This window comes from Faecalibaculum rodentium (assembly GCF_001564455.1).
Taxonomy (GTDB): domain Bacteria; phylum Bacillota_I; class Bacilli_A; order Erysipelotrichales; family Erysipelotrichaceae; genus Faecalibaculum; species Faecalibaculum rodentium.
On record NZ_CP011391.1, the window covers coordinates 2,158,880 to 2,183,549 of the forward strand.

The 24,670-nt window shown below is 52.3% G+C and carries 19 protein-coding genes and 1 CRISPR repeat array; of the genes, 2 read left to right on the top strand and 17 right to left on the bottom strand.

All coding sequences use genetic code 11. The features are described 5' to 3' along the window. Window positions 1-553: 553 nt before the first annotated feature. The 4 genes from aalo17_RS10545 to aalo17_RS10560 are packed head-to-tail and all read right to left on the bottom strand — an operon-like array spanning window position 554 to window position 5,312. Window positions 554-1,987: a bifunctional folylpolyglutamate synthase/dihydrofolate synthase gene (locus tag aalo17_RS10545; protein ID WP_067559262.1), complete on the bottom strand. Its 1,434-nt coding sequence runs from the start codon at window positions 1,985-1,987 to the stop codon at window positions 554-556. Further along, window positions 1,987-3,570: a hypothetical protein gene (locus tag aalo17_RS10550; protein WP_145907666.1), complete on the bottom strand. Its 1,584-nt coding sequence runs from the start codon at window positions 3,568-3,570 to the stop codon at window positions 1,987-1,989. Before aalo17_RS10550 ends, aalo17_RS10545 begins: the two co-directional genes overlap by 1 nt. Beyond that, window positions 3,563-4,204, bottom strand: coding sequence for a hypothetical protein (locus aalo17_RS10555; RefSeq protein ID WP_067559267.1), 642 nt, complete (start codon window positions 4,202-4,204; stop codon window positions 3,563-3,565). The genes aalo17_RS10550 and aalo17_RS10555 overlap by 8 nt, the downstream gene beginning before the upstream one ends. After that, window positions 4,185-5,312, bottom strand: a complete 1,128-nt coding sequence (locus aalo17_RS10560; protein ID WP_067559270.1) for a bifunctional folylpolyglutamate synthase/dihydrofolate synthase — start codon at window positions 5,310-5,312, stop codon at window positions 4,185-4,187. The genes aalo17_RS10555 and aalo17_RS10560 overlap by 20 nt, the downstream gene beginning before the upstream one ends. A 34-nt stretch (window positions 5,313-5,346) precedes the next feature. Between aalo17_RS10560 and ung the strand changes: the two genes are divergently transcribed. Beyond that, window positions 5,347-6,024: a uracil-DNA glycosylase gene (ung, locus tag aalo17_RS10565; protein WP_067559271.1), complete on the top strand. Its 678-nt coding sequence runs from the start codon at window positions 5,347-5,349 to the stop codon at window positions 6,022-6,024. A gap of 45 nt (window positions 6,025-6,069) precedes the next feature. On the opposite strand, the gene aalo17_RS10570 is transcribed toward ung, so the two are convergent. Then, window positions 6,070-6,672, bottom strand: coding sequence for a hypothetical protein (locus aalo17_RS10570; RefSeq protein WP_145907669.1), 603 nt, complete (start codon window positions 6,670-6,672; stop codon window positions 6,070-6,072). A gap of 28 nt (window positions 6,673-6,700) precedes the next feature. On the opposite strand from aalo17_RS10570, the gene aalo17_RS10575 reads away from it, so the two are divergent. Continuing rightward, complete coding sequence (locus aalo17_RS10575; RefSeq protein WP_145907673.1) at window positions 6,701-7,372, top strand: hypothetical protein; 672 nt, start codon at window positions 6,701-6,703, stop codon at window positions 7,370-7,372. A gap of 117 nt (window positions 7,373-7,489) precedes the next feature. Here aalo17_RS10575 and aalo17_RS10580 read toward each other — a convergent pair whose 3' ends face one another. From aalo17_RS10580 to aalo17_RS10635, 12 genes are all read right to left on the bottom strand, one after another. Then, window positions 7,490-8,911: an IS110 family RNA-guided transposase gene (locus aalo17_RS10580; protein ID WP_067555742.1), complete on the bottom strand. Its 1,422-nt coding sequence runs from the start codon at window positions 8,909-8,911 to the stop codon at window positions 7,490-7,492. A 376-nt stretch (window positions 8,912-9,287) separates the two neighbouring features. Continuing rightward, window positions 9,288-11,756: direct repeats of the CRISPR family, unit length 28 nt; unit sequence GGATCACCCCCGCGGGTGCGGGGACATG. A 14-nt stretch (window positions 11,757-11,770) separates the two neighbouring features. Next, the gene (cas2e, locus tag aalo17_RS10585) at window positions 11,771-12,673 is read right to left on the bottom strand and encodes a type I-E CRISPR-associated endoribonuclease Cas2e (protein ID WP_067559279.1); all 903 of its coding nucleotides are present in this window, start codon (window positions 12,671-12,673) and stop codon (window positions 11,771-11,773) included. Beyond that, window positions 12,673-13,641, bottom strand: a complete 969-nt coding sequence (cas1e, locus tag aalo17_RS10590; RefSeq protein WP_067559281.1) for a type I-E CRISPR-associated endonuclease Cas1e — start codon at window positions 13,639-13,641, stop codon at window positions 12,673-12,675. Before cas1e ends, cas2e begins: the two co-directional genes overlap by 1 nt. Further along, window positions 13,634-14,227 (bottom strand): type I-E CRISPR-associated protein Cas6/Cse3/CasE, encoded by a 594-nt coding sequence (gene cas6e, locus aalo17_RS10595; protein ID WP_236940475.1) that lies wholly within the window; start codon window positions 14,225-14,227, stop codon window positions 13,634-13,636. Before cas6e ends, cas1e begins: the two co-directional genes overlap by 8 nt. A 28-nt stretch (window positions 14,228-14,255) precedes the next feature. Further along, window positions 14,256-14,966 (bottom strand): type I-E CRISPR-associated protein Cas5/CasD, encoded by a 711-nt coding sequence (gene cas5e / locus aalo17_RS10600; RefSeq protein ID WP_067559286.1) that lies wholly within the window; start codon window positions 14,964-14,966, stop codon window positions 14,256-14,258. Continuing rightward, on the bottom strand, window positions 14,966-16,039 hold the full coding sequence (gene cas7e / locus aalo17_RS10605) for a type I-E CRISPR-associated protein Cas7/Cse4/CasC (protein ID WP_067559289.1): 1,074 nt from the start codon (window positions 16,037-16,039) through the stop codon (window positions 14,966-14,968). The genes cas5e and cas7e overlap by 1 nt, the downstream gene beginning before the upstream one ends. Before the next feature lie 2 nt (window positions 16,040-16,041). After that, entirely contained in the window at window positions 16,042-16,644 is a 603-nt protein-coding gene (gene casB / locus aalo17_RS10610) for a type I-E CRISPR-associated protein Cse2/CasB (protein WP_067559292.1), read from the bottom strand. Then, a complete protein-coding gene (gene casA, locus aalo17_RS10615; protein ID WP_067559295.1) occupies window positions 16,641-18,290 on the bottom strand; it encodes a type I-E CRISPR-associated protein Cse1/CasA in 1,650 nt (549 codons plus the stop codon). Before casA ends, casB begins: the two co-directional genes overlap by 4 nt. Window positions 18,291-18,581: 291 nt before the next feature. Next, complete coding sequence (locus aalo17_RS10620; RefSeq protein ID WP_082743384.1) at window positions 18,582-21,344, bottom strand: CRISPR-associated helicase/endonuclease Cas3; 2,763 nt, start codon at window positions 21,342-21,344, stop codon at window positions 18,582-18,584. A gap of 216 nt (window positions 21,345-21,560) precedes the next feature. Then, window positions 21,561-21,836 (bottom strand): hypothetical protein, encoded by a 276-nt coding sequence (locus aalo17_RS12980; RefSeq protein WP_203225820.1) that lies wholly within the window; start codon window positions 21,834-21,836, stop codon window positions 21,561-21,563. Between the two features lie 52 nt (window positions 21,837-21,888). After that, a complete protein-coding gene (locus aalo17_RS10630) occupies window positions 21,889-22,251 on the bottom strand; it encodes a HipA domain-containing protein (RefSeq protein WP_145907679.1) in 363 nt (120 codons plus the stop codon). Between the two features lie 450 nt (window positions 22,252-22,701). After that, window positions 22,702-24,465: an ABC transporter ATP-binding protein gene (locus tag aalo17_RS10635; protein WP_067559306.1), complete on the bottom strand. Its 1,764-nt coding sequence runs from the start codon at window positions 24,463-24,465 to the stop codon at window positions 22,702-22,704. Window positions 24,466-24,670: the final 205 nt, after the last annotated feature.

The following is a 24,670-nucleotide window of genomic DNA, read 5'->3' on the forward strand; positions in this document are numbered from 1 at the left end:
CTGGGTTTGTCCTTTATCGGTTTGTTGTGCAGGACGCATTCCTGATATTTGCAGTAAATTGTACGTTCGGCCCTTCACTCCATCCCCATTACAGGGACTTCTTCGCTACTATGGCCTCGGCTGACTTCCTGCCATTCGTTATTACTGCGGGAAGGGGGTCATCATGGTTTGATGATTCCTCTCGCTGGCAGGACCTCCCCGGGTAAGGTCATACATCTTTCATTCCATATACCTGCCGCATTTACCCCAGACAGTCATCCGCAACTATTACGACTTTGCGCTGTTTCGCACGCTCGTCTCCGTCTGTGGCCTTATATGCGGTTCGTGTTCCTCAGGCCGGAACTTTGCCGCCGGGCTTCTTTCAGAACTCCTGTTACCAGTGAGCCCCTTGCCTTGAGCTAATGGTTAGCGGTTGCGATGATACGCTCCCATAGTGGACTTTCACCACCTGGATGTATGCCATGCCGGGCACACGATAAAAGCCCCGCCATCTTCAGCAGATGACAGGGGGCACCGTATCTTGTGTGGCATGCAGTGATTCGAATGCAGTCCATCATCGGGATCCTGCAGGAAATCCCCGCCCATTGACGCTGTCAGCAGGCCTGCGCTGTTTCTGCATCCACCGATAGACATCGCTGACAAAAGCCGTGGTGCCGGCCAGGATCACCGGACGGTCCTGCCTGGCTGGATCCCGGGCACAAACTGTTTCCCACAGCCTGTCTGCCAGGGCGGCGTCCATCGAGGGACACCAGTTCACAGGAACCCCCAGATTCCAGAGGACCCGGCACTGGTCTTCGGTGATCCGGTAATGACCGGAGGTCACGGGACAGATCCGGATTTCCCCGGCAAAGGGAGCCAGGATGCGGGCAGTGCCGGCAGGATCCTTGTCATCCGGCACAGCCAGAACCAGAAGGGCATCCTTCACATTCAGTGCCCTGAGGGAGTCCGCCAGCTGACACGCAGATTCCCGGTTGATGCAGGCATCCAGCAGCCAGAGCGGCGAGCGGCGCAGCACTTCCTGACGACCCGCAAAATCCAGTGACTTCAGCAGAGCCGGATCGGAGGGTTTTCCTGTCATCACTTCCGAAGCCGCCAGCGCCAGGGCACAGTTTTCTGCCTGGAATGCCGCCAGGGTGGGCAGCAGCACATCCCGGTATTCATTGTCCGGGGTATGGACATCAAAGCGGATCCCGTCTTCGGTCCGCTGCAGATTCGATGCCCTGAAATCCCGGCCATATTCCAGCACGCGCACCCCGAGACTTTGGGCTCTGTCACGGAAGATTTTGCGCACCGCCTGATCCTGACGGGCCATGACCAGGGTCCGGGTCCCTGGCTGAAGGATATGCGCCTTGTCCCGGGCGATGGCTTCCAGACTGCCCCCGAGTTCACGCAGGTGTTCCTTGAAAACCGGCGTCACCAGGGCTGTCTCATGGGGGATGCTGCCCACATCATCGAACTGCACACCCTTGCCGCATTCAAAGACCTGGAACGCGGCATGGTTTTCCTCAAAATACAACCGGGCAGTCATGGCCTGGCTGCCAATGGGGCTGATGAACTGCCCTGACGGGACAGCCACTGTATCCAGACAGGCTTTCGCTTCGCCCACCAGACGGCTGAAATCCCTGCAGCCGATCATGGAGCCGCCCAGCCGGATACGTTCCCGGAAATCCAGAATGTGAGGACTGGTCAGCAGGCCGCAGGGACCCTGTTTTTCCAGAAGAGCCGCCAGCATCCTGGCGGTGGAGCCTTTGCCCTTGGATCCGGTGACCAGGGCGGTCGGAACGGAAACAGGTTTCGAGAGCCAGGATGCCGTCAGTTCCGGATGGCGCTTCCGGGAATCCGGCACATCCCACTGTCTGTCCGGATCGGCTTTCTGCCAGGAGGCGTAAATATAGTCCACCGCCTGTTCACAGGTCATATCCGGCACCGGTTCCTGATTCCCCTGCATATCCACAGCCGGTCCCCGGTTTTCTTCCTGCCGTTTCATCACCGTACCTTTTCCCTTTCTTCCCGCAGCACAAAGTACACCAGCACCGGCGCTGCCAGGGCGGAGACCGCCAGCGAGGTCCAGACATCCGGGAGCACCTCGGAAACCGCCAGCAGGGTACCCAGGATCGTCATTGCCTGCACCTGGGAGTACTTGGACAGGATATGATTCATGTTTCTTCCGACCGTGACCACATCATTGACGGAATTCATGCCCAGTTTCAGCCTCGCGGGAGCCGGAAGACCGATCTGACCGGAATCCACGGTTTCGCAGTTCAGGACCCGCAGCGAAAGGCTGTCACGTCCGTACCGGATGATGATCTTGTCATTTTCCCCCACGCCCAGAAGGGTCATCATGTCCGGGTTCAGCCTGGCGATGCTGTTGCGGTCATCCGTGTCCTGCGTCCAGGTGACTTTCAGGTCGAATTCAGCAGTCCCGATCATGTGTTCCAGCAGCCGGTTCCAGAGCTTTGCCGGCAACGGCCGGCGGATCATTCGCCGGGGCCTGCGCAGGATCTCCGCGCGATGAAACAGAGGCGACTGTGTCTGCAAAACCGCCAGGTCCTGATACAGCCGGGATTCGGGATCCAGTGCCGCATCCAGGTCATAGAACATCTCCGATTCCACCGGATGATAGGTCTGCGTCATCAAGTCCCGCTGTTCTGGGGTCATTTCCTCCAGCAGCCGGACATAGCTTTCCTTGCGGATCCGCGCCACAGGATAACTGGCCCAGCCCATCAGGATGCGGTAGTACCGGGGAACCATGACTTTCCGGGCGGATTTTCCGTTTTTCACCACCCGGCCATGGTCCTGATAGTCGCTGCCTTCAAATGGCAGGTACATCCGGGTATCTGTCAGTGGGTTGTACAGCCAGAAATCACTGTCCGCCGCTTCCGGTTCCAGATCCTGGTACAGCAAGGAGGAAAAATACACCCGGCTGATCTGATCGGCCTTGGGCAAGCCCAGGTCGTAGTTTTCTTCAAAATCCGCGCCCACCAGCAAAGGCGCTCCTTCCAGCCCCGGGGTTTCTTCCGTGCCTTCGATCCACTCCCTTCCATACAGCGTGCGGATCAGGCGGTTGGTCAGCAGGATCTCGCCTGTTTCCGGTTTTTCACTCCCTGCAGCCGGGTTGGTCCACAGTGTGGCCTGCGCTCCCTGGGGTCCCACAGCCTGCAGCCGGGAAAAAGGGGGAAAATCCGGCGTCACGACCCGGTCCTGCGGCTTGTGCCTGACTGCCCGGCCCAGGCGGCAGACCCGGTAGCGTGTATCGTAAGGTATGTTCTCCAGTGCTGTCAGGCACTCCCGGTCCATGGGATCCAGGATCACTCCCTGCCTTGTGGCTGTCACCTTCACGGGTTTCTTTTTCCAGTCACACCAGGCCTGCAGCCAGTCAGCCGCCAGAGCCGCTTCCGGTAAAACGTCCTCGTGAAACAGAGTTTCAGAGGAAGATCCGGATCCTTTGACAGCTTCGGCACCATTTGAAGCTTCGGTCTCCTGGCTTGCGTCTGCACCGGTCTCCATCTTTCCGTCTGCCGGCATCACAGGGACCATCACACCGTCAGCAAACCGCAGCATCTCAGGCACAGGAAATCACCAGGTCTTTCAGGGCATTCAGCAGCATGGCCAGGTTTTCCGGGTTGTCCGGATCCCGGTATTTCCGGTTGATTTCCAGCTGCAGGGCCGGCACCTTCAGGTCCCGGATACAGAACCGGGTCACGGTTTCGGTTTTCGCCGCCGAAAACAGCCGGTCGCTCCAGATCTTCTCCGGGTTGAAACCCTGAGTCAGAAAACACAGACGGGCTTTCTGCACCAGCGGGCTTTTCCCTTCCCACCCCGGGCCGGTACCCAGTTCCACATCAAAGGGCTGCGAGGCTTTTGCGCCATGAAGATCCAGCACCACTTTCACCGGGTCATCCTGCAGGATCCGCGCGAGTTCCTGTTTGTAAGGGCTGATGGATGCCGGATCGTGGTTTCCGTCTGCATTGCGGGACTGTCCTGCCGCCAGTACGGCACATCCGGTTTGTGCATGCAGCCACAAAGCCAGGGCCCCGGTGTACAGATCCGCGTTTTTTTCCCTGCCATCCCGCCAGTGTGTCACAGCGTGCGGCGCTGAGACCAGCACCGGAATGCTGCCCGGAAGAACCAGCAGCGGCGGCAGGTTTCCTGACTGAAATGCCTGTTCCAGATCCTGGATGTCATCAAAATTCATGCTTGTCATAGTGTTTCCCTTTTAATACAGCAGCAGCAAATTTCAGCGAACCGCAGTACAGTGCCGGTTTGTCTGATGACAGGGATTCCTCCAGGGAAACCAGGTCCAGGCCGAACTGCGCCGACAGTTCTTCCAGATCCGCCAGCCTCCGGGTGTCAAAACGGACCAGAGTCACGGCTTTTCCCGTCTCCAGCAGCCTTCTAATCATCTCCGGTGCCTGTTTGTCCGCCAGCACTGAGAAGAAAATCCGGTCCACCCCGGGCAGAGACCGGCAAAGAGCTTCGATGCCTTCGGGATTGTGGGCGCCGTCCACGACCTGGAGGGGATCCTGGCTGACAACCTGCATCCGTCCTGGCCAGAAGAAGTTCTTTTCTGCCTGTTCCAGCGGTTTCACAGGAATGTTCGCTGCCGTCAGCAGCGCTGCTGCCAGTCCCAGGTTGGCTTCCTGGTACTTTGGAAAGTCCTCGGGCAGCGAAAGAGCCGGAACTTTGGTCAGAAGAGTTCCGGCCTGGGCCGCTTCGCGGGAAAGAATTTCAAAAAGTGCCGGATCCTGTTCTGCGGTGAGTGCGGGAATGCCGGGTTTGAAGATGCCGGCTTTGGCTTTTGCGATTTCTTCCAAAGTGTTGCCCAGATACTGCATATGGTCCCGGCCGATGTTGGTGATTCCCGTCGCCAGGTAGTCCAGTGCGGTCGTCGCATCCCGCTCACCGCCAAGACCTGTCTCCATCAGCATGAGATCCACGCGGTTTTCCGCAAACCAGACCATGGCCATCCAGAGGTCGGCTTCGAACATTGTGAAGTCCTGTTCTTCAAACAGCGGCAGCCAGCGGTCGTAAATCTCTTCCCATTTGTCTGCCGGGATTGGCTGATGGTTGACAGCCATGCGTTCGAAATGACTGAACATATGGGGTGAGGTAAAGGTGCCGATGACAGGTCTGTCCGCCAGCAGTGACATCCAGGTCACGGTGCTGCCTTTGCCGTTGGTGCCGGCGACCTGGATGGCGGGGATTTTCAGAGTTTCCGGAATATGCTGCTCCATCAGCTTTCGCAGCTGTCCTGGAGGGCGGTTTATGCCGATGCGGGATTCCAGGGCTGCGATTTTTTCGCTCAGTGTCATGGTTCCATTATAGTCAGGTCCGTATAATGGGGCTATGACGATCACAAACAACAGCTGGGATGCACTGATCCAGCGGGAGAAGGAAAAGGAGTATCTGAATGACCTGGACTGGGCTTTGGCCCGGGAATACAAGACGAAGAAGATCTATCCGCCGAAGGAGCAGATTTTCGAGGCGCTCAAGAAGACCCCGAAGGAGAATGTGAAGGTGGTGATCCTTGGGCAGGATCCCTATCATGGTGAGGGCCAGGCGCATGGGATGGCGTTTTCGGTGAATCACGGGGTGAAGATCCCGCCTTCCCTGCGGAATATGTACAAGGAGCTGGAGAATGAATACCAGGTGCCGTTCTCGAGAGACGGCAACCTGGAGGACTGGGCGAAGGACGGGGTGCTGCTTCTGAACCCGATCCTGACGGTGGAGGAAGGCAGGCCGCTGTCCCATGAGAAGCTGGGATGGCAGCGGTTTACGGATGAAATCATTGATGAGCTGGAGAAGCAGGATCAGCCGATCGTGTATCTGTTGTGGGGCAGCCGGGCGAGGCAGAAAAAGGAGCGGATCCACAACCCGAATCATCTGGTGCTGGAGTCGCCGCATCCGAGTCCCCTGTCGGCAAGCCGTGGGTTTTTCGGGAACGGGCATTTCCGGAAGGCGAATGAGTTTCTGGAAGCGCATGGGGTGCAGCCGGTGAACTGGACGAGAAGCACGCTCAAGTAGGAAGAGAATATGAAAAGGGCCTGTCAGATGGCAGGCTCAGAAACGTCAGTTATGTTCATATAAGTGGATAGTTGAGGTGATTTCCTCCAGCTGCGCTGTGACGCTTTCGGCATCATGGTCCTGGGACTGATCATACTGCACCAGGAGCAGGAGCAGCCTGTCCAGCTGGTCCAGGACAGACTGGGATTCACGGATATAGCCGCTGAATACGAGTTCCCTCTCTTTTGTGGGGGAATCACTGCCGAAGGCTGCCACAGCCCGCTGGCCCTGGTCCACATTGCCTGCAAGAACGGACAGAGCCGACTGCGCTGCACCGGAGAATCTGGCAGCGGTCAGGGAGCCGGCGCCAAAGAGAGTGTCCACAAGCTGGCGGATGCGGCTGAGCTTCTCCTGCCCGTCATGATTCAGCAGGACAAGCTGCTGAAGCTGTGGGGCATAGGGAGAATCCTGGGACTTTTCAGCCCCTGCCCGTGGTATGAGCAGCAGAATGATCATGAGGACCGAGGCCATCATGATGATTACGGAAGCCACCTGGACCCAGGTTCGCAGGGTGCTGGTGCAAGCCCAGCAGGCAAGCGCAAGACAAAGGGCAGAAATCACAATGTAAAGGGCACGGGATTTCCCGGTCATATCCTTGATTTTTTGCATACCATTATTGTACAGCGGGGAGGATATCATGAAGCAATTGCGGCCAGCAGTTATTTTGATTCCACTGCTTCTTGTCGCACTGGCACTGGCAGGGCTGACATGGAAAGACAGGCAGGCGCAGAAGGAACTGGCGGAACTATATACTCCTTCAGAGGTATGGCAAAGCGCAGATCCCAATGAGCTGTTCTCACCGGAAATCATCGGCGGATTCCAGAATGAGGATATGACTGTCATCACCATCAGGCAGAAAACAACCGTTCCCATGCAGACTGGCGCTCAGACGCTGTATCTGCGGGCAGGCAACACTGCCAGAAGCGCCGCCTATTTTCCGGCGACAAACAGCACTGATACGGTCTACAGCTACGCGGCTTTTGACGGCACATCTCTGGAAGATGCCCTGGCGGCGCAGATGGAGTATGGGACCGCTGAAGCGGGATATCTCAAGACTGACGACAGGGTGCATGAATGGGAAGTGGACTTTACGCAGGACAACGATATAATCAGCGGGCGGCTTCCGACGGATGCGTTTATGGAGCAGCCACTGGCGCCTCAGTTCAATATCCTGTTCATGCAGGGTAAGCAGGTCGTGTTCGCGGATGTTCTGAACGAGGAGATCGAGGTGGGCAGCCCGGTTAGGTTTGAGTACAGGCTTCCGTTTGTGCTGCCGGAGTTTGACAGGATCATAGTGAGGACGATGTAGGCGGCCGGAAAGGCCGCTTTTTTCAGATGAAATGTGAAACTCTCATAAAATGAAAGCCACGATTAAAAGGCCTCCTCTCGGGAGGTTTTTTAAATTTTCTGAATGCTTACATATTGTCTAAATCGTTGATATCGCTCCAGTTTGATATTCACATTGAGCAATTCCTATCTGGGCCAGTAACTGCTCTATCTTGTGTTTCATCTCATCATCTGTATTCTGCAGCATCTCTACGATCTCTTTTGCGGTCCTGATAATTGCCGGAGCATCTGTTGCCTCTGCTGATGTCTCCATACTCTGTTCCCGCTCACTCTGTTCTTTTTCCAATACCGCCGGGATCTGTTTCTTTCTCTCTTGGAAATATTCACCTGTCTGGAACATATGATAGGCAAGAACCATCATCTTTCTCGCAATCGCAATCAATGCGCGTTTTTTACCGCGTCGGGCTGCGATAGCCTCATACTTCCCCTTGAAATATGGGTGCTTCACTGCGTTCAGAGCACATTGAATCAACACAGGCTTTAGATAATATCCGCCTTTTCCAATTTTGACCGATTTATGTTTGTTGTTGCTCTGATTGCTTTGAGGGCACAGTCCACACCAGCTTATGAAGTGCTTCTCGTTCTTGAACTGTCCCATGTCTGTTCCTGTTTCGCTTAGTATCTGCATCGCCGAAAGCCCGGAGATTCCCGGGATGGAATCAAGCAAATCAAGATAGGACTTGAATGGTTCGAGAATTTCCGTCATCATTTGTTCGTAGCGTTGGATTTGCGCAGTGAGTCGGTCAACTCTTTCATACGCATTTTCAAGCTCGAATTTCTGGACGGAGGAGAACTTTGCACCAGCGAATGCTTTGCGAAGTTCTTCTTCTTTTTCTTTGCGCTCTTTATGGGTGGAGAACCGCATGATCCGGCAGCTTTTCCGTATCCGCTTTTTCACTTCCTCCAAATCCGGTTCCTCTGTCGTGAGCAGGTATTCGATCACACTTCGGGCCGACTCTCCTTCGATCCCGGAAAAAACAAGATCCATACGGATATTCGCTTCTGTCAGAATATTCCGGATCCTTCGGATCGTATCCCCTCTTTCCTGTACCAGTTTAGTTCTGGACCGTGAGAGCCTTCTGGATTCCCGAAGCTCCCGGACCGGGATATATGACTCTCTCAACAGACCGTTGGCCCCAAGTTCAGCGATCCAGGCACAGTCTTTCTGGTCCGTTTTTTGTCCGGCTATGGTCCGGACATGCTTTGGGTTGACGATATGGGGTTTCAATCCCATTTCCTCACAGACATCAAAAACAGGGGTGGAATACTTTCCGGTCGATTCCATATAAACATCTATCGCTCTGTCTTCCAGATCCGGAAGAGTTGTATAGATCCATTCACACATTGAGGCAAGATCTGTATGATTTGAGTCAAATTTTTTGGTGACGAACACAAGCCCGTCTTTCCCTTTGGCCGGATCTTTGAAGGTCACACAGGCCCAGACATTATTTCTATGGACATCCAAACCGACACAGACCGGTTTTCTGTTACGAACAGCCATGGTCGAAAACTCCTCTCAAACAAAAAAATGCCGGAGTGGAAGTTGATCCATCCATTGAACTTGTCGAGAAAAAACCGACAGCCTATACAAAATGTTCAGAATATTCGTGATGAATTTCTACCCAGGGATACTATTTAGATCAACGGCGACTTATAAAAAAACAATCTCATGAAGACTGTGTGAGAAGTCCGCATGGAATAAATGTGTATCGTGCTCTCACCAGCTCCGGCAAGATAAATATAACAGGGGCCGGAACGGCCCCATCTAAGTTTCACTGATCCAAGGGTGGACCTCGCATGCGAGGTCCATGAATGAAAAAAAGCCCCGCACGTGCGGGGACAAGTTTGGAATCAGTGGAGAACGCGATGTTGTCGAGGGATCACCCCCGCAGGTGCGGGGACAAGTGATGATTTCGAAGTTCTGGTTGCTCTCGTGGAAAAATCACGCCCGCGGATGCGGGGACAAGTGTTATCAACGATGGAAAGATTCTGGACCCGAAGGATCACCCCCGCGGATGCGGGGACAAGCGACTACTGCATGGATAAATACGGCTGGATAGAGGATCACCCCCGCGGATGCGGGGACAAGGCTGTAGCAGTGGTGCTGCCTCGGCCTTGGTTAGGATCACCCCCGCGGGTGCGGGGACATGGATGATTCCAATTCCTCCTGCTTTCTGGATTTGGGATCACCCCCGCGGGTGCGGGGACATGAAGTCGATGAACGCCGTCAGCGCCGGGATCACGGGATCACCCCCGCGGGTGCGGGGACATGAAGCCGTGCGCACTGTTTGATGTTCCGGGACAGGGATCACCCCCGCGGGTGCGGGGACATGTTGACAAGATTGTGTGCAGGGCGTTGACCTTGAGGATCACCCCCGCGGGTGCGGGGACATGTCTTCCCTGAGTGCAGTAAGCGTCGTTTCAAAGGGATCACCCCCGCGGGTGCGGGGACATGCATGTAGGGGTTTTCGCCATGCCGCTGCTCCCAGGATCACCCCCGCGGGTGCGGGGACATGTTGACCTCAGGATTGCCCATCAGTCTGGACGAAGGATCACCCCCGCGGGTGCGGGGACATGTTTCTGGCTGCTCCGGTCATTGTGCAGGGCATAGGATCACCCCCGCGGGTGCGGGGACATGGTCTCTCCGATTAAGCACAAAAAAATCCCCCAGGGATCACCCCCGCGGGTGCGGGGACATGCGCTTCATCAGCCAGTTCGACTCCATCTTTGAGGGATCACCCCCGCGGGTGCGGGGACATGAGGGATACATTTTCAATCAGTCCTCTGACCGCAGGATCACCCCCGCGGGTGCGGGGACATGTCTCGATTTCGGTGTCCCGAGGGACAAAAGAGGGGATCACCCCCGCGGGTGCGGGGACATGCACATAGTCCAGCGTCTTCTTGAGCATGGCGTGGGATCACCCCCGCGGGTGCGGGGACATGGCGACGCGGCCGCTTCGCTTCCTGTTCTGATAAGGATCACCCCCGCGGGTGCGGGGACATGCAGGCAGACTACCGCGGATTGATTGCGTACGGAGGATCACCCCCGCGGGTGCGGGGACATGCCAAATACTGGCGTCCCGCTTCCTGTTTCGTCAGGATCACCCCCGCGGGTGCGGGGACATGGCTCATCCGGTGAGTGGCCGATGCGGGCTTTGAGGATCACCCCCGCGGGTGCGGGGACATGGATACCCAGGCACTGCGCAATGATGCTGCCTTCGGATCACCCCCGCGGGTGCGGGGACATGCCAGACATGCGCTTGACTTCGATTCAGTAAGTAGGATCACCCCCGCGGGTGCGGGGACATGCCCCCAACGAAGGCCGGCAGACCTCCGAGGGTAGGATCACCCCCGCGGGTGCGGGGACATGGCAAACATTCACAAGCAGCGATTAAAACGCTGCGGATCACCCCCGCGGGTGCGGGGACATGCCCAGAAGACGCGGGGACCTGAGCCTGATGGCCGGATCACCCCCGCGGGTGCGGGGACATGGCATACATTACAATGCGTCCGGACTTGCAGAAGGGATCACCCCCGCGGGTGCGGGGACATGCTTCTGGTGGCGTCCCCTTCATTGCGGTTCCCCGGATCACCCCCGCGGGTGCGGGGACATGTTGGCAACAGCCTGCAAACTTGCAAAACAGAGCGGATCACCCCCGCGGGTGCGGGGACATGCAACCAACCCCTGTCCCATGCACGGATCTGCGAGGATCACCCCCGCGGGTGCGGGGACATGGTATTTATGTGTACATAAACCCCTTGCTTGCTAGGATCACCCCCGCGGGTGCGGGGACATGTCCTGGCTACCGCGGCAAGCGTCGCAACCGCTGGGATCACCCCCGCGGGTGCGGGGACATGGCTCATGTGGCTTATGCGGTGCCTCAAGCTGGAGGATCACCCCCGCGGGTGCGGGGACATGTTTCCTTGTCTGGTTCCAGTTCTGGATAGCGGAGGATCACCCCCGCGGGTGCGGGGACATGTATATCGAAATCGGGAAAGAGTACCTGGCTGAAGGATCACCCCCGCGGGTGCGGGGACATGACAACGTGAGATAGCAGCCAGGTCCGGCATTACGGATCACCCCCGCGGGTGCGGGGACATGGCGACACGATCAAAGACGACGAACGGAAAAGGAGGATCACCCCCGCGGGTGCGGGGACATGTAGCCTTTTGCCCGGCACTTGTGAGTGCCGATGGGATCACCCCCGCGGGTGCGGGGACATGTTAATACGCCCAATTCACGCTCAATGCAGTAAAGGATCACCCCCGCGGGTGCGGGGACATGGCAACCGCTTCCGGATAGTCGTATGCCTGAATGGGATCACCCCCGCGGGTGCGGGGACATGTCTAAATAACCCCTTTATGTAAAGGGCTTCTCCTGTTTACCACAGCCGATTTTCTTTAACTCACACAGTAAGCTGTGTACAGCCAGGCAATCGGCTAATCCTTCATGAGAAGGATGAGGCATCAGTCCTAAACAGTCAATCAGAGTATTTAGCCGGTAATTTTTGATCCCGGTTATTTTTTGTCGTGCCAGATTAAGTGTATCGAAAACTCTGTAATTAGGAAACGGAACTCCTTCTTTTACACAAGCCTCTCTCAGAAATCCCAGATCAAAGTCTGCATTATGACAAACCAGCGGATTTGATCTAATAAAATCCAGTGATTCTTCTAAAGCCTGTTTTAATCCTATACCCTCGGCTTTTAGCCGATTATTCGTTATTCCGGTCAACTGTTCAATAAATGGCGATACTTCTCCACGAACTTGAATGAATCTCCGAAATTCTTCAGTAACGGCGTCATCGACAACCTTGATCAAGGCGATTTCAATAATCTGATCCTTGAGCGGATCCAGTCCAGTAGTTTCCAGGTCCAGAACAACATAGTTGCCTGGCAGTGATGATTGAATAGAACGGCCAGCCTTTTTCTGGCTTCCTGTTTTACAGCTCTCTTCCCACTTTTTTGAATCCGCCTTTTGAGCCTTGTTTGATTTTAATGGATGCTTCATTAATGTAATGCCATCAAAATCCGTTGGTTCCCAGGTCTCTCCAATTGTTTTAAAAGCAAAGTGGGTCTCGCTCCTCACGCCATAAACCATACAAGCTCTGCCTGAACCGATATTCTTTCCGATTCTTTCCCATAACCGGTCTCTGACTCTGGCAGAAACGTCACCCACATAAACGCCTGGAGCAATTTCAAAAAGCCACTTGGTCAAATCTCCTCTCAACGATGGCGTACAGACCGAAACAGTTACAACGATCATCAGCCTTCACGCTTTCCTTCTTTTCTCGGGAAATACTGAACGCCGGCTTCCGTACATCCGCGATTTCCGTCCCAAAGACAAAGAGTCCCCTCATCGTTTCCGCTGTCGGCGTCCTCATCTGTATCTGTCAACAGCCATTGCAGATCCTTGACTATGCGCTCTATGAGATGTGACTCGTAAAATTCGTCTCTCACGCGTTTTCGGGTTTCCCAGGCTATATTCTTTGTTCCGGTTCCCGCCAGTTCAAAGGCCAGAGGAATTGTATACTCAGCTTTATACAGATCTGCAATATCGTAGATAAATGACTTATCCAGCCCTACATGAATAAATCCAAGTCCAGGAGCCAGCCCTAAAGCTGCTACCACTGAATGAACCAACCCATACAAACAAGTATTGGCAACTGACAGAGCCTTGTTGACATCATCTGAGTTGTCGAAATCATCAGGTTTATAATTTCGTCCATTCCAGGGCACATGCCATTCCTCAGACAGCTTCTTGTAAAGTGACCGGACACGACTTCCTTCTTTCCCTCTGAGTTGCTGAAGCGTCAATCCCTCTACATCTTCACCCGGAAATCTCATGGAATACATTTTACGGACTACCTGAATATGAAGCCTTTGATTGCTAACCAGTTTGGCCTGCTTCTGCAGTAATGCGGAATTTGCCGAAAGCGGCCGACCGCCTGCATAAAACTTCGTTGCCGCTTCTCCTACCCAGATCACCGTCACCCCGGAATCAGCAATCAGCTCCATGGCTCTGTGAGAAACACGAGTACCCGGCCCGAGCATGAGTACCAGGAACGAATGCGAAGGAATCAGCACATATCCATTCTGGTCCTCTGCTCTCAAGGCATTGGATTCTCGGGAAACTGTACAGTGTTCCAGATAAAGAAACGTCCAGCGGTCACTGATTTTCGGAAGTTCCTGAAGTTCAGGGCGCAATGCACCTTTCGGTCCAGGGTCAGGCATGAGGAGTCACCACAGTGAGAAGCCCCATCCCATAAGCCTTTCCACGTCCAATCCCGTCAACAAGAGCTTTCTTAAAAAGTTCAGGATCTGTAACAGTCAGTACGCCCTCATAGGTAACTTGCGTAAGGGAGACTTTGCGTCTCTCTGCCTGCTTTTTAAACGTTACCCACCTGGAACCGACCACACCAAACTGGTCTGGTTTCAGGGAAAACCCATTGGCTTCCGCTTTTCTTTCCAGCCATTTCAGCTGCACAGTCGTGGAAATCTCTCCTTTGACCTTGCCACGGCCCTGAGGATCCTTTCTGTCTGCCGGGGAACTGAAAGTCGGATTGGCTGTCAGCCTGAAATTCCAGACACTTCCCTGCGTAATACGTTCCAGCAGTGGATCGTAGTTCTTCTGCTGGGGAGATTCGCCGGGATAGCCGAACTGATTGGCCAGAAGCTGACTGTCCACAGTACTTGGGCTGAGAATCATCAAATACTTTTTTCCTCTTAACTCATCAATTCGCCAGAGGATTCTTTCGCCTTCAACGCTCCGGCTTTTTTCAATAGCGCCATGGAAACGATTTGGATTGGAAAGAGCCATGATCGTTGCCCGTTTCGTGGGATCCAGCTCAATTCTTGTCAATATCATGTAAATCCTCCAATTCTGCCATAGCATCGTGCTCAAAGTCCGGATAGTCTCTTTTTTTTGCGTTTTCACCTTCAAAACAGGGAGCAGGATATTCTGACACGATTCTGGACTCGTATTTTCTATGCCGAATGTCGTAAGAAACTGGTTCATCCATGATCCGTCGTGCAAGTTTTCCTGCCGGCCCTTCCAGGATAATCGTTCTGTCATGCCTGTCAGGAGAACCTGTACCTTGCCATGGACATTCTTCCAAAGCCTGTTTCAGACTGCAGTCGACGATTCCCAGATCCATCGGCAGGGAGGGGGGACAGGACCTTCTGCCAAGGAACAGAGGATATTCAGGAGACTTAACTGCCTGCTGGAGTTCTTCCAGAAACTGTCTGTTCTCCGAGGATATGCCGGCGACAAATACAGCATCACTAAGATAGTAACGGTTAGTAATATAAGATGTCTTCTCGTCTTTTCTGGCAGTATGAAAATCATTCATCAATACCCCTGGCTGATCAATTCGAATGCCGAATTTCAGTTTTGCGAGATCTGAGACATCTGCATCGCGTCTTCTTCCAAGGGCTGCAGCCAGCAGACCAAGAACACCGCTTTTGGTAGGATAGAATTCTGTTCGTCTGACCTCAAACCGGCTGTCTGTTCCCCAGCTCTGCAGCGGGCCGGCCAGCCGCAAAAGCAGAGTAAACATTATTCTTCTCCTGTCGGAAGCAGATCCTTCACAACAGTTTCAAGTTCATCCAGGACTTGATCAAACGGTTTGGAATCACCCAGCTTCTCCAGCCCTTCTCCGGATACAAACGCAGCAAACGGTTCTTTCACAAACTGCTTGTAGGCTTTTTCGGCATATTCTTCCAGACGGGTTTCCGATTCGTGTTCAAATCCATTGGATGTTGCCGGAACAGGTTTTTCAAAAGCCCCCACCATGGAAACAGGCTGGTCTTCACGAACAGCAACATAAACAGCACAGGGAAGGGTGTTGTTGGCATAGGAGTTCTGCTTTCCCGTAGGCATGCTTTTTACAAAGGCTTCCACAAATGCTTTGACTGCTTCAGGCGTCTCCAGACCCAGGCTGCGGTACAGTTCCATGACATTGACAGTCGCATACCGGTACAGAGTTCCTGAGTTGTATTCATTGACACCAATGTGACCTGCTCCCGCATTGTCTTCAGGTGACATGTCATCTACCGCCGTGAAATAGTCATATTCATTTTTCACATTATGTGTAGAAATGGCATGTGCCACCTGAGCGCTTGCATCATAATTCAGGCTGGGATCGCTGGCGACCATGCGGCCAAAGAGAGCCATATCGACAGAGGGGTTTGCTGCCAGAGCAGCCTTGTATTTTTTCTTATCACTCTCGCCATTTACCGAAAGATCCGCAAGTGCAGCTGCCTGGCGGCGGCTCATGAACATCAGGGCATCTGTCCCTTTGTCTGCTGACTTGATTTTCAGCCCTGCATTCACCAATGCCTTCTCTGCATCTTTCTCTGCCTGTTCAGGAGACATTGTGTCCTTAAGTTTCAAAATTTCTTCTTTCACCATCTCGACAATTTTTTTGGTTCGTACACCACGGCTTTCTGCAGGCAGCAGATTGCGGAACTCTTCGCGGACGGCTCTTTTCCAGGCCTGGCTGGAAACTCTGGACCTTGTCACTCCCCCATAAATACAGGTTTTAGGAGAGCCTGTGTCATCCCGGTTGACACAGCTTGGGGGTACAGTCTGAAGGCAGTGGACATCTACATAAATTCTTTTTTTATTCATAGTCAGTTATTCTCCTTTTCCTGATTGTCTTTGGTATCGGTCTTTTCCCTGCGGTAGAAATCCCGCGCCCATTCCAGACGCACTTGTTCTTTGCCTTCAGGAAATGAGTAGGTATATAAATCTGCTGCAAGCCTGGGAAAATCCAGGCGTATATCTTTGTCTCTGATCAGCTGGATAATGCCGCGGATTCCATGTCCCATATCTTCCACAGTTTCAGAGGACAGGATCGATTTGAGTCTCCGCTCCATTCGCTCTCTGTCTGTTTCATCAGCACCTGCATATCGTCCTGCAGCTCTGCCCAGAGTAATATCTTTCTGATTGGCACTGTGAATCGCCGGATCGGCTCCCTGTTGGGCCAGGGCGTATAAAGTCATGGCTGTATAAATGGCATTTTCAGCTGCCGATGGTTTCTTTCCCTTTCCAACCAGCCCACCAGGAATATCCTCCAGAAAAGAGCCCCACAGTTCTGGAAGTTCCCCGGGCTGCTTTCCCAGCCCGCGACGAAGATTCGCCAATTCTGCTTTGGCATCTCCTGGACTGCTGCCATGTTCAATCAATCCAATACGGTGAGCCACAAATCTGGCCACTTCACTTCTTTTTGTCATTCTGTTCCACCTTCTTTTTGAGTGATTTTCGGATACAGCTTATTAATCTGGGCTTCAAATCTCATCTCCGCCTCCGGTACGGATAAGACTCTCACCATCTTCCCACCTTTCATGACTTGCCTGGAAAACAAGGCATTCACCGGCGGAACCCCAACCACTGTACATTCCAGTCTGAGGAAGCAGTTTCTGAGTTTCCGCTGGAGTTCTTCCCGTTTTCCCTGTCTTGCTTCTTCATCTTCATACGTAGACGGATTCAAAGTGGCCAGCCAGGTTCTGAACGGCTCATCTGCATTTTCATAGGCAAGAGCTCTTCCTTTGACTGCAAACTTGGTTACCGATTCTCCGGAATCTCCGGATGCCTCTGCAACGGTCTGCGCCAGGATTCCGGTATCATAAGCAGCAGTATCGATTTTGCTGATTTCCTCTTCGATAATGGTTCTCCATTCTTTCCCGGCTTCTGTCAGCAGCTTGGGATACATCATCAGAGACTGTGTGCTTGTATCTGTGACAAAGAAGTCTTTGTCACCATACTGGACAAACGGCATGGTGAATTCAATGGGTTGGGAATCTGGAATCAGATTCTCTGCCTGCAAAGTTTTTATCCAAAGGACGATCCCCGGAAGATGTATTTCTTGACCTTCCTTTTCTCTTCCAAATCCGGCAATGGAAGCGAAATCCCGCCAAATCTGCCTGGCTGCATCATGTCTGCGGGGAACGAAATGCACAGGCTCATTTTTCTTTCCCTTGACAGGACGCCACGTCGTGAATGGCTCATTGAATGCGTCCGTCTTCTCAAAGAAGCCTCCTCCGAGCAAGTTGAATCCCGTAATCCGTCCATTCTGCTCCTTCAAAAGAAGAAGTCTGGAGGGAAATGTCAGAAGCCCTGCCTGATTGTCAGGCATCCGAATCTCCTGACGCTGTCTTACTTTTTCCTGCTCTTCCCAGTAGGGCTTGTCTTTTCCCCAGATGGAATCATCGCTTTTCAGGAGAACGGTATTCAGCATGATTGTTTCGAACAGATTGCTGCCATAGGCATAAATCTGTCCCAGTTTCCCCAGCCAGCCTGCACCAATGGAAGGGAATTTTTCTCCATTTGGCTGTGTTCCTTTTGCTTTGGCGCTGGTGTCATCATAAGCGTTTACATTCAGCAACCATCTTGCTGCCTCAGCCATCGTCAGACTTTCTTTCGATTCACCAGACCGCAGCTGAAACAGCCTAAGTTTGTGATTGGATTCGGATAAGTCGCCAGTAAGTTTCGAGGCTTTGTAATCAGTCCCAATTTCTGCAGTTTTGCTCTGGAGAAACCCTCCTTCCGGATCAATGAGCCAGAATTTATCTTTCCACCTGGAAAGATAGTCTTTGATTGCCTGTTCCGGGAGTCTGCCATCTTTCCAGATTTCTTCCCATCTGTCCAGAGCTTCCTCTTCATCTTCCACAGGGGAATCCATTCTGGTAATAACGGTATGATTGATGGCAATCAGCAGGCGGAGGACCGCTGCATTTTGCGCAGCTGTCTCGCCTGCGAGGTCGCGATAGTCCTGAGCATTGGTCAGAACTTTTTCCAGCGATACCTCTTCAGTATGATCTTCCTGGTCTTTAACCAGAATCCAGGGAGAATCCACGAGATTGAAACATTTCTCTGTCAATTTTTGACCTCCTTTCGTGTTTCTGGTGTAACGAAATTAAGGGTCTTCTTTTTCTGTGTGTTATGGATAATTTATAAAGCCCTTTCATCGTTGCAACCTCATCATATACCTCTCTTTAAACCATGACAACAGAAAATACAATTAAAAAAAAGGAAGTTGCGAACTTCCTAAACCCTGCAAGTGCAGGGATAAGTGGCAACTTCCGTTATTTTACGGATCACCCCGGCTAGTGCTGGGATATAAGGGCTGCCTGCAGCCATTATATCCCAGCACTGATCGGCAATTCAGTGATTACCGAATCTTCCGGCTTTCCAGTCCAAACTCAGTTGAATAATGAAGATTGAATCCAGCCAGTTCAGCGTCGCCTTTCTCATTTATAACCAGAATCAGTCTGTCTTTCATAATCGGGTTGTCCATCCATAGAGGAAATCTGTTCTTTGTTGTCTGTTCCAGTTCTGTTTCGGCAGCTTCGTAAGGAATTGATATCGGCAGTGAAATTACTTCCTTCAGCAGTGTCTGCACCTCCCGGAAGCTCAGCTTTTGATCTGATTTCAAAAGCATGTGTTCATCGTCTACAGGCCGGAATGCACCTGCCTTCTCTCCCTTTAGCAAAATACAACTGATGCTGGGTTTAATGTCCCTCACCGTTGCCAGTCCCCGTTCTTCCGATGTTTTTGCGTTTGAAATTTTCAGGCCATTGATTCCATGGTCCATACGCAGTTTCTTATATGGAGGAGCAAGAATGGCTATTTCTGCCTTATCTTCTTTTCCCTTCTCTTCATTCAGATAATTATGATATTTATCCTGTTCTTCCTGTAGCTGGTCAGACTCGTCTGCATCCTTATAGACAGCATTCACCAGTCTCGGAATATCCTCAGGAATATCAATACTCTGCGGCAGATGTTTTTCGGTCTGATACTGCAACCAGTCGCTATATACCGCAGAAACAGATCTGTCTGTTTTTTTATCTCCTGGGATAAGCACATGACAGACCGGCTCTTCCAGATTTTTAGGGCGAACCCTGTCTTTGTGTCGATGCAAACGTCCAATTCGCTGCAGCAGCAGGTCCATTGGAGAGAGTTCTGTGATCATCAGATCAAAGTCCACATCCAGAGACTGTTCAATGACCTGTGTTCCCACAATCACCAGCCTGTCCCTGATTTTTTGTCTGGATTCGGCTGTCCCCTTTCCTGCGAGAGACAGAACCTCCTTTTCTACTTTGGCTCTGCCTAGCGAAGTAAATCTGGAATGAAACGGGATGATCTGCCACCCAGGAAGTGCCTTCTGAAGGTAATGAGCCAGCTCCTGTGCTTTTTTAACAGTATTGACGATGATACCTGCAACTCCTCCATCACCAAGTTGCTCCTCAAGAATGCTGTATACTTTCTGCTCTCCATCTTCTGTTGATAAGATTTTTTCTTTTATAATCGTGACCTTTTGCCCCTTTCCCTCCAGAATAAGGGACCTGCAGTCTATTTCTTTCCCATCTGTCCATGTAAAGAGTGGATAACCGGCAACTGTCGTCCATCCCGGATTCCCTTCCTCCTGATATTTCTTGCCGAAACGCCCTCTTTGGTAAGCCAGTATAAGATTTATCCGACGGGATTGAGGCAAAGTAGCTGACAGTAAAATGACCGGGGCATGGTAGCTGCCCAGCCACTCCAGCATTCTTTCGAGATACATATTCATGTAGGCATCATAGGCATGAACTTCATCTATAATTACAGTCTTGCCGGCGATTCCGGCATGCCGTAACATCACATGTCGCTGGTTCAGGGCTGTCATTAATCCCTGATCCACTGTTCCGACCACAAAGTCCGACATCATCCCTACTTTGCGGCCCTGCATCCAGTCGTGAACAATCAGCGAAGATTCATCATTTTTTTCATCTTCATTCAGTCTGGCTGTTCCATGGGGGATCTTTCTATACTTTTCATTGAATGCTGCCATTCCATGAGCCAGCTTCAAACTTTGCTTTCCACCTTGGGATACCTCTGCAGCCCATTCCTCAAATCGGGGAAACAGTCCATTGGAAGTAGCCTGAGTTGGAAGTCCAAAATAAATCCCTCCACTTCCTCTTTTGTCAGCATACACATCTGCAGCAGCAAGAGACGCTTCGGTCTTTCCGACACCCATCTGGGCTTCGATCACAAGTATCCCGGGATCAGAGCAGCTGGTAACAATCTGAATCAGTTCTGCCTGTACAGGATTCGGAGAGAATCCAAACATCCCCTTAAAGACCTCGCAAGACATTTCTGCTCCATGCTTATGCCATGCATTGGTAAGAGCCAGATCATTCCATGCCTTCTCAATTCTGTCTGGATAGATATCTTCTCCTGGGTTTTCACTGACGGGGATCAGCGGAAAATAGTCTGTATTGGAACTGATCCAGTCTGCTTCCACCAGGATTCCGGACAGCAGCAGCCAGGCGTTCAGGCTCAAATCTGGTATCTCACTGCGACTGATCCCGCATACCCTGCAGACTGTTTCCACAATTTCCTTCCAGGCATCCTGCCAGAATTCCTTCTCCTGGAGGGATCCATACATAGCCACCGGGTATTGGCTGATTGTTTCTTTCGCCTTTTGAATGGGCTCTCCTGTAAGGGCATCCTGCGATCTTCCATGATGTCCGCCCAGGACAGATGCAAATGCTTCTGAAAATCCCAGACTGACAAGAATCAGCAAGCTGGATCGTGAATGATGAAGATAATCGGAGACACCAAATCTCTTGTATGGTAAGGTGTGCCCCTGAAAACCAGCATATCCTTTAAGCTTTTCCAGAAGCATGGACTGAAACACACAGGTTTCCTTTCCCAGATCATGCAGCATCCCGCATAAGGCGAAGAGTCTGTACAGTCTGCCACTGTCCACACCCTGCTGTATAAAAAACTCCTTTTCCTGGTCAGAAACCCGGTGTTCATAGAGTTTGATCATAATCCCGGCTGTATCTGTCATATGCATCCACAATGGAAGATACTTGTTGCTTTCCTGATCAGCCTTTGCTATCGCTCCCTTGCATGCAGCCTTCAATTGATTCAATAATTCCCATTCCATTCTGCTCACCTCGTTTACTCAGACTGTAACACCAAAAAGCGCACGTTTTATGTCAGTTACAAAACAAACATCTTTTATCACTCATGTGAAGCCCAGGAATATGAACGCTCAGTATATAGGGCGAATATAGAAAATATCTATATCTGAACGTAAAATCGGCACAGAGTCCCCAATCCTTTCCTGGATGCAGTAGGTCTGCGCCGTTTTTCAGTTTCTTCAATTGCTCACGTTTAACGGAATATATCCATATTTCCGCATATCTGCATTATTACGGTTCTTAGCCTGGCTCAGCAGTAGTAGTCTCTCTTTCACCGTCAGTTCCGAATATCTCAATTTGATGAAGGCCAGCAGAATTACCTGGTTGTACCACATTTTGATGGACTCAATTATGGCCTGCTTTCGAATTACCGACATATAGGGTGAGGCCTGAATGATCTGGAAAATCGCCGCCCGATCAATCCTGGGAACAATTTCCAGAATGGTTCGCTGCAAATCCGGAGTTGGTGCTTCAAAAAACCTGAAGGCTGTCCGCTTCCCGGTTTTCTCACCGTACAATGTTGTGTATATCTATGAATATTCCTGTAACCCCCGGCTGACCAATCAGGCCGGCCAGCTCCTCATCACTTTCCAGCGCCAGCAAAGAGAAGCCACAATCATACACAGGTACCGGAAACCGGACACCACGATCATCAAGGTCCTTACCCCAGTTCTCAAGATGACGGTCATAATTACCAATCAGATAATCTATAACAAACATATTCCAGTAGTGTTCAACAGCCTGATGAGTCAGAAATCCATCTCCCAAATCACGCATCATTTCATACAGAATGGAAACAGTCACTTTTGCGGTCTGCCGACTTGAAAAGGGATCTGCAGAATGCAGGCACTTCATGGGGTACAGTTCCACCCCATCATTGGCGAAATCGTAACAGGCTGCCAGAGCAACTTCTCTATCTCCATATTGATACGGTGCCAGGAAGGTTCTCTGTACTGCAATTTCGATACTTTGATGAATATGACAGCCAGCCTATTCAGAAAACCGATTATTCATGTATGGCTGCTGATTCTTCAAATCTCTGACAGAATCCGGAAGCTCTACCATATACGCAGTCGTTCCAACTGTATATTTACGTTTTCTTTCTGAACCGGCACAATTTCCCCCAGTCCAGCCGACCTGCCGATAAATCAAGAATCTCGGCTTTGTCTTCATCCATGTCCTTCACCCTTTCCTTTCTACTGCTGCGCCAGCCCAGTCCTTTCCTAAAATGCAGCTCTGTTTCAGATAATTAACCATCTTCAGTTTCATTCACCAGGTCTTGGAAAAACCACCTGTCAGAAAGCAGTCGTATTCTTTTTATCATTCTCTGATGCCCCCATCGGCATCCCCGCCAGCATTCTCGAACTGGATCCGACAGTATCGGGCATAGATGCCATTTTTCTTCATAAGCTCTTTATGAGTGCCCCGCTCGGCGATGCCGCCATCATCAATCACCAGGATCTCATCGGCGTTCTGGATCGTCGACAGGCGATGGGCAATGGTCAGGCAGGTCCGGCCTTTGGCGAGGTCCCGCAGGGAGCGCTGGATCACGGCTTCGCTTTCGTTGTCGAGAGCCGAAGTCGCCTCGTCGAGGATCAGGATCTTCGGGTCTTTGAGGAAAAGACGGGCAATGGAAATCCGCTGCTTCTGTCCGCCGGAGAGCCGTGTGCCTTTTTCGCCCACCTGTGTTTCGAGACCATCAGCGAGGGAGTCGATCAGGTCCTGGAGGTTGGCCTTGCGGACGGCATCCATGATTTCCTCCTCTGTCGCATCCCATTTTCCGTACCGGATGTTGTCCGCAATGGTGCCATCGAAGAGATATACATCCTGCTGGACGACACCGATTGCATCCCGCAGGGAATGCAGCTGCAGATCCTTCACATTCTGGCCATCCACCAGCACTTCCCCCGCGGTCGCGTCATAGAAACGGGGGATCAGGCTGCAGATCGTGGTCTTCCCCGAACCGCTGGGTCCAGCCAGGGCCACGTTGCGGCCGGCAGGGATATCAAAGGAAATGTTCTCGAGAACCGGCACGCCGTCTTCGTAGGCAAAGGACACGTCGTGGAATGAGACATCGCCTTTGACATCCCGGAGCTCTCCGGCATCCGGTGCGTCCTGGATATCCGGGACCTCCTTCATGATTTCCTCAAAGCGGCGGAATCCCGAGAAACCCTTCTGGAACATTTCGGTAAGCTCGATCAGGATCTCCAGGGGTGAGACAAAGACATTGACGTAGAGGACAAAGGTTGCGAGTTCGCCGATGGAAATCTCGCCGCGGGCTGCAAGCAGACCGCCTGCCAGGACGATCGTCACGTACAGGAGGCCCTGGAAGAAGTGGTTCCCGGTGTAGTAGGCACCCATGGCGCGGTAATTGGCTTCCTTGGATTTCAGGTAGTTCTCGTTGGCTTTCCCGAACTTCTGCAGCTCCAGGGGTTCATTTGCAAAGCTCTGCACGACGCGGATCCCTTCCAGGGAGTCCACCACCGAGGCATTGATACCCGCGACTTTTTTCCGGTTGTCCGCGAATGTGGCTTCCATGCGTTTGTTCTGGACGGCAGAGAACCATAGCATGACCAGGGTCACGGCCCCCAGGCACAGACCCAGCTGCCAGTTGATGCACAGCATGACGGCGAAGGAGCCGAGGATCTTGATCAGGGAAATGAACAGATTCTCCGGCCCATGGTGTGCCAGTTCGGAGATGTCGAAGAGGTCCGAGACAATGCGGCTCGTAAGCGTTCCTGTGTTGGTGCGGTCGTAGAATCCGAAGGACAGCCTCTGGAGCTGTTCAAAGAGATCCCGCCGCATGTCGGTTTCCATCTTCGCACCCATGATGTGGCCCTGGCAGGTTACGTAGTAGCGACAGGCGGCTTTTACGATGTACATGACGAGCATGGCGGGAATCAGCCAGGTCAGTCCATGGTAAATCGCATCGGGTCCTTCAAGAAAGAGCGTGCCGGTGCACCAGCCGAAGATCAGGGGAAAGGCGATGTCGACGGCGGAGATCACCGCAGCGCAGAAGAGGTCCAGGAAAAACATTCCTTTGTAGGGTTTGTAGAAAGAGACAAAATACTTGAATGTCTGCATAAGTCACCTCGCATACTGATTATAGCCGCCGGAGAGAATCTGTCACGGGGTGTGGCGGGTGATAAGCGGATGCAGCTGGGCTGCAGGATGCAGAGGGTGAAAGAAAAAGGAGGGACCGGTGTGGATGGAAGGACAGAGTGCCGGTGATTCATGAAATCTGTCTTTCCTTACATCGTAAATGTCGGTGGACTCATTATTATAGCGG

Bases quoted from the DNA above. Each gene is read 5' to 3' on its own strand.
- aalo17_RS10545 (WP_067559262.1), bottom strand. From the start codon at position 1,987: ATGAAACGGCAGGAAGAAAACCGGGGACCGGCTGTGGATATGCAGGGG.
- aalo17_RS10555 (WP_067559267.1), bottom strand. From the start codon at position 4,204: ATGACAAGCATGAATTTTGATGACATCCAGGATCTGGAACAGGCATTT.
- aalo17_RS10560 (WP_067559270.1), bottom strand. From the start codon at position 5,312: ATGACACTGAGCGAAAAAATCGCAGCCCTGGAATCCCGCATCGGCATA.
- ung (WP_067559271.1), top strand. From the start codon at position 5,347: ATGACGATCACAAACAACAGCTGGGATGCACTGATCCAGCGGGAGAAG.
- aalo17_RS10570 (WP_145907669.1), bottom strand. From the start codon at position 6,672: ATGCAAAAAATCAAGGATATGACCGGGAAATCCCGTGCCCTTTACATT.
- aalo17_RS10575 (WP_145907673.1), top strand. From the start codon at position 6,701: ATGAAGCAATTGCGGCCAGCAGTTATTTTGATTCCACTGCTTCTTGTC.
- aalo17_RS10580 (WP_067555742.1), bottom strand. From the start codon at position 8,911: ATGGCTGTTCGTAACAGAAAACCGGTCTGTGTCGGTTTGGATGTCCAT.
- cas2e (WP_067559279.1), bottom strand. From the start codon at position 12,673: ATGATCGTTGTAACTGTTTCGGTCTGTACGCCATCGTTGAGAGGAGAT.
- cas1e (WP_067559281.1), bottom strand. From the start codon at position 13,641: ATGCCTGACCCTGGACCGAAAGGTGCATTGCGCCCTGAACTTCAGGAA.
- cas6e (WP_236940475.1), bottom strand. From the start codon at position 14,227: ATGGCTCTTTCCAATCCAAATCGTTTCCATGGCGCTATTGAAAAAAGC.
- cas5e (WP_067559286.1), bottom strand. From the start codon at position 14,966: ATGTTTACTCTGCTTTTGCGGCTGGCCGGCCCGCTGCAGAGCTGGGGA.
- cas7e (WP_067559289.1), bottom strand. From the start codon at position 16,039: ATGAATAAAAAAAGAATTTATGTAGATGTCCACTGCCTTCAGACTGTA.
- casB (WP_067559292.1), bottom strand. From the start codon at position 16,644: ATGACAAAAAGAAGTGAAGTGGCCAGATTTGTGGCTCACCGTATTGGA.
- aalo17_RS10620 (WP_082743384.1), bottom strand. From the start codon at position 21,344: ATGGAATGGGAATTATTGAATCAATTGAAGGCTGCATGCAAGGGAGCG.
- aalo17_RS10635 (WP_067559306.1), bottom strand. From the start codon at position 24,465: ATGCAGACATTCAAGTATTTTGTCTCTTTCTACAAACCCTACAAAGGA.